Below are 249 nucleotides of genomic sequence, written 5' to 3'. Positions count from 1 at the left end.
ATCTGCTGGGGACCGAAAGCGGGATTCAGGGCGAGGAACTCGGTGCCAGCGACGGGATCAAACCGGAAGAAGTCGAGTGGCAAACTGCAGCGATTGAAGGCAAGCTCGACCTGCTGGTGACGCTCGACTTCCGCATGTCCAGTACCTGCCTGTTCTCCGATATCGTTCTGCCCACCGCCACCTGGTACGAAAAAGACGATATGAACACCTCGGATATGCATCCGTTTATTCATCCGCTTTCTGCGGCGG

1 protein-coding gene is annotated in these 249 nt (G+C 56.6%); it reads left to right on the top strand.

The annotated features are described in order from the left end of the window. Nucleotides 1-249 (top strand): molybdopterin-dependent oxidoreductase (locus R2R70_RS22080; RefSeq protein WP_410979210.1); only part of this gene is annotated, 249 nt, incomplete at both ends.

The organism is Cobetia sp. SIMBA_158, from assembly GCF_046566945.1.
Classification (GTDB): Bacteria; Pseudomonadota; Gammaproteobacteria; order Pseudomonadales; family Halomonadaceae; genus Cobetia; species Cobetia amphilecti.
This window is presented reverse-complemented; position numbering and strand designations above follow the sequence as displayed.